Raw genomic sequence first — 4,641 nt, forward strand, 5'->3', positions numbered from 1 at the left:
GCTCGCCGAAACGTTGCGGGCATTCGCCACCAGCGGATTCTCCCTGTCGGCGTGCGCGCGGGAACTACGCGTGCATCCGAACACGGTGAAGTATCGACTCGACCGGTGGCGGGAGCTGACCGGATGGGACGTGCACGACGTCGAAGGTCTCGTGGCGTCGCTGCGCTGCCTCGAAGGCTGAGGACTGCGGGCACCACACACTCATCGTCCTGACACGACCTCGTCCGGTTTCGCCGCTTCGGCGACCGCAGGCGCGTCGTCGAGCCCACGGCGCATCGCGAGCAGAACGATCGCGGCCCCGACGAGGACGGCACCGATGATGTACATCGGAGTGTCGAAGCTTCCGGTCACATCCTTCATGTAACCGGCGACGTACGGTCCGATGAATCCGCTCAGGTTCGCGAACGAGTTCATCAATCCGATCCCCGCGGCGAGGGCCATGCCGGTGAGGAATCGTGGGGGAATGGACCACGCTGTCGATGTTGCGCTGAGCACTCCCGAAAGCAGCAGCGCAATCCCCACCAGCATGATGTACGGCGACCAGTTACCCACTACCGCGATCGTGATGCCGGCCGCGGCGACGAGCATGGAGATCCCGGTGTGCCAGATGCGCTCGCCGGTGCGGTCGGAGTGCCGGCTCATGAGGATCATCGCGACAGTGCCCACAACGAACGGCAACGCCGTGATCAGCCCCACTTGGACGAGGGAGAATTCCAGTCCCCAACTCTCGGACATTCCCGAGATCATCTGCGGCAGGAAGAACGACACGCCGTAGAACCCGTAGAAGATGCCGAAGAGCACCACACTCATGCTCACCACACGAACGTCCTTGAGCGAGCGCAGACTCCCCTGGTGCCCCTCGACCCTCTCCGGACCGTCGGCAGCCAGTTCGTTTTCCAACCAACGTCGTTGGTCTTCGGTCAGCCACTCGGCTTGTGAGGGCCGGCTGGTCAGGTAGAAGAAGGTGACGACACCGAGTACGACCGTCGGCAACCCTTCGATCAGGAACATGGCTCGCCAACCCGCGAGCCCGAGGAATCCGTCGAAATGTTGCATGATCGCGGTCGACAGGGGTCCGCCGATCACGGACGACAAGGGAACGGCCACGTACAGCAGGGCAACGATCCGTGCCCTGTGGCGCTCCGGATACCAGTAGGTCAGGTACAGGATGAGTCCGGGCAGTAGGCCCGCTTCGGCGAAGCCGAGCAGAAACCGCGCAACGAAGAACTGAATCTCGTTCTGAACGAACGCCGTTGCAGCAGAGACCAGTCCCCACGAGACGGCGATGCGAGCAATCCAGATCCGCGCTCCGACCTTGTGGAGGATCATGTTGCTGGGCACTTCGAACACGAAGTACCCCACGAAGAACAGGCCTGCACCGAAGCCGAAAGCGGCCTGACTCATACCGAGGTCCGAGTTCATCTGCAAGGCAGCGAAACTGACATTGACACGATCGAGGAAGTTGAGGAAGTAGAGCAGGATCAGGAACGGAAGCAGACGCCGGGTGATACGCCCGATGGTCGCCTTCTCGCTTACCTCACCCTGAGCGGCGTCGATGTGATGGGTCACTACCCACCCTCCTGTTGTGTGGACGGCACTGAAGCCTTACGAAAAGCAGACAGGCGCCCGACCGGCTGTTCGCGGGCGCCGCGCACCGCACCGCACGCCTTGAGATCGCAGCGTCCGGTGTGTGTTGGGTTTTACGATCCGGCTCGGCCGGGCCGGTTCAGTCGCGCGGAGAGGCAGGTGCCACGGACGCTGCGAAATCCGCGACCAGTTCCACTACCTGCTCGGGGAACTCGTCGACGAGGAAATGACCGGCGTCGGCGAGCTCACGGCCCACCACCAGTTCCGGACGGCGGGAACGTTCACGCCAGACCTCGAGCGGCGAGCGTCCGGACCGGGCGACCATGCCCTTCGCCCCCCACATGACGTAGCACGGACAGTCGATGAGGTGGCCGGCTTCGCGACTCTGTGCGTCGTGCTGCAGATCGATCGTGGCTGCTGCTCGATAGTCCTCGATCGTGCCGAGACGGCGCGCAGGGTCACCGAACAGCCTCTCGTACTCGGCCAGCGCTGCCGGGTGATACACGTCCCCCTTGGCCCCGACCGCGCTCGATCCGGAGACCCCCAGCACCGAATGCAGATAGGCGGTGGGATCATGAGCGAGGAAACTCTCCGGCAGTCCGTTGAGCTGCGGGAACATGAACCAGTGGTAGTAGGCGAGAGCGAGCTCGAAGTCGACGTTCGCATACACCCATTCGGTCGGCATGATGTCCAGCAAGACGATCCCGGACACCACATCGCTGTAGTCGACAGCCATCCGATGCGCGGTGCGAGCACCCCGGTCGTGCCCGACGACGGTGAACGCGTCGAACCCGAGGGCCTGCATCACCGCGACCTGATCTGACGCCATGGCACGGAAGGAGTGCGGCGCGTGGCTGTCGTCGGGGTCGGGAAGGGTCGAGTCACCGTACCCCCGCAGATCCGTCGCCACGACGGTAAACCGCTCCGCAAGAACGGGTGCGACCCGGTGCCACATGACATGCGACTGCGGGAACCCGTGCAACAGCAGAATCGGCGCTCCGGTTCCTGCCTTCACCCCGTGGATGCTGATGCCGTCGCCGGTCACCACATCGAAAGACTCGAAACCCGGAAAGAGTTCCAGTGTCACCATGCTCACTTGCATCTCCTCTGTCCCACGCTCCGACTTCCTGAGCGTGATCTGCACCACGAGCCTGCCATGCCGCCCCTCCGGAGCAGTTTGAGAAATACGAAGAGTCGGCACAGAAACTCTGCGGTTTCCCAGAAGGGCTCGGGACCTCCGATCCTGCGCGTGGACTTCTCCATGCCCGGCCCATGACGCAGAAACACCGCTCGAGGTACGGCATACGTTCCGTCGAATGTGCTCATCCGCCGGCGGCAGCAATCCGAAGGATCCCGGTCGGATCGAGACATCCGCCCGGACGTCGTCACCTCATCGAGTTGTCCTGCGCGCCCGATATTTACGCAGCATCAGAACCGATGCGCACGCTCTATCGGGTGGGAACATCGGCACCAAGGAAGTCCTCGATCGCCTGTACGACCTCGGCAGTCTGCTCGTCCTGGGGACTGTGCCCGGCCCGGTCCACGATCCGAAGGCGCGCATGGGGAATGCCGGCGGCCAGCTCCAGTTGGCACTGCGGCGGGAACACGAAGTCGTCGCGCCCGGCCACGACGAGCGTGGGGGCGGTGATCTCGCCGAGCCGATCCACGACCGTCCAGTCCTTCATCAGGTGCCGGCCCGCGAAGATCAGCGGCTCCGCCCGCGGCCTCGAGCGCCACGACCCGCTGCTCAGTTCGCGCGCCAGCATGGCAAGGCCGGAGCGGTAGAAGTACGCGTCCCCGATCTGCGCGAAGATCGAAAAGTACTCGCGGGGCGTGAATTCTCCGTTGAACCACCGCCGCGCCAGCTCCGCCTTCTCCCGGCCGTAGCCGCGTGCGAGCAGTACCTCGGACGCGTTCTGCCGCTCCCAGTGACTGTCGGCGCCCGTGTCGAGCAGCACGAGGTGTGAGACCCGCTCGGGGTAGCGCAGGGCGTACTCGAGCGCGACCTGCCCGCCGAACGAATGGCCGAGCACCGCCCACCGCTCGAACCCGAGCCGCTCGCGCAGGGCATCGGCATCCGCGGTGAGGTTCTCCCACGTCATCGATTCGACGGGCGCACCGATCGAGCGCCCGTTGCAGCGGTGGTCGTAGAACACCAGGGTGAACCGGTCCGCGCACTGCCGGAAGGACTGCATCGTCCACAGGTCCGCCGACGGTCCGCCGTGCATGAGCACGAGCGGCGGTCCTTGCCCGACGACGTCGACGTAGAGGGAGGTGTCCCGGATCGGGACCCGGCCGGGCCGGACGCGGTGCAGGCTGCCGCGCCATTTCACCACCGCCGACGAAAGACCACGAGAGTCGCGTCCTCGCACCTCGCCTGCTGCCGTTTTCGAACCCGTTGCCCGCGAGTCATTTTCAATGTTGCGTTTGAGGACTGCCAGCATGCGCGCCTGCATGATCCACACGACCGGCGGGAAGATCCCGGAGTAGACAAGGCGGGTAATCCATCGCGGTCGGCCTGCCTGATATCCGCTGACGACGAGGCGGGTGCGCCCGCCGGGCAGCTCCTTCAGCTGGAAGCCCCACAGTCCTTCCAGATAGGCGGACGGGCGCGGCTGACCGGGGTCGAGGGTGCCGCCCCGCAGATCGATCAGCCCGTACAGCCCGAGGAATCGGTTCGGCTCGATCCGCGCGACCTTGTACGCGTCCATCGGTCCCGCGCCGGGCGCCCAGTACTTCAGTTGGTCGCCGGGCCGGATGTCCTGCCATTCCGGGTGCACTTCCCGGGCGCTCGGACGACCGGCGTTGTCCAGGTGATCCCACGAGTACCAGCCGCCGCGATCCCAGCCCATCTGCACCAGCCACGGCCACACTTGCTCGGGCGGCGCGCCGATGGTGACGGCCATCGCGCCCGATCTCTCCCCGCCGGGCACCAGATCCCCTCCTGGGAACGGCCCGCTGACCTCCTCGTCGGTGGCACCCCACCGCACAAGCCGCGGGCGCACGAAGCGTCCGTAGACCACGGCTGGCGCCCCCCCCCCCCCCCCCCCCCTC

Annotated in this window: 4 protein-coding genes; 1 reads left to right on the top strand and 3 read right to left on the bottom strand. The window is 65.5% G+C overall.

Annotated features, from left to right (window positions below; translation table 11 throughout):
- A partial coding sequence (locus OEY_RS28775; RefSeq protein WP_010595674.1) for a helix-turn-helix domain-containing protein occupies window positions 1–181 on the top strand: 181 nt, incomplete at its 5' end.
- Between the two features lie 20 nt (window positions 182–201).
- On the opposite strand, the gene OEY_RS0120645 is transcribed toward OEY_RS28775, so the two are convergent.
- From OEY_RS0120645 to OEY_RS0120655, 3 genes are all read right to left on the bottom strand, one after another.
- Window positions 202–1,569: an MFS transporter gene (locus tag OEY_RS0120645; RefSeq protein ID WP_010595675.1), complete on the bottom strand. Its 1,368-nt coding sequence runs from the start codon at window positions 1,567–1,569 to the stop codon at window positions 202–204.
- A gap of 157 nt (window positions 1,570–1,726) precedes the next feature.
- The gene (locus OEY_RS0120650; protein ID WP_010595676.1) at window positions 1,727–2,677 is read right to left on the bottom strand and encodes an alpha/beta fold hydrolase; all 951 of its coding nucleotides are present in this window, start codon (window positions 2,675–2,677) and stop codon (window positions 1,727–1,729) included.
- A gap of 358 nt (window positions 2,678–3,035) precedes the next feature.
- Window positions 3,036–4,610 carry an alpha/beta fold hydrolase gene (locus tag OEY_RS0120655; RefSeq protein WP_029540142.1) on the bottom strand — a complete coding sequence of 525 codons (1,575 nt, stop codon included), beginning with the start codon at window positions 4,608–4,610 and terminating at the stop codon, window positions 3,036–3,038.
- Between the last annotated feature and the right edge of the window lie 31 nt (window positions 4,611–4,641).

Origin of the sequence: Rhodococcus sp. P14, assembly GCF_000256505.1 — a bacterium.
In the GTDB taxonomy this organism is placed as follows: Bacteria; Actinomycetota; Actinomycetes; order Mycobacteriales; family Mycobacteriaceae; genus Rhodococcus; species Rhodococcus ruber.

What these genes read in the sequence shown, in the direction of transcription:
- OEY_RS0120650 (WP_010595676.1), bottom strand. Translation starts at nt 2,677, where the DNA reads ATGGTGACACTGGAACTCTTTCCGGGTTTCGAGTCTTTCGATGTGGTG.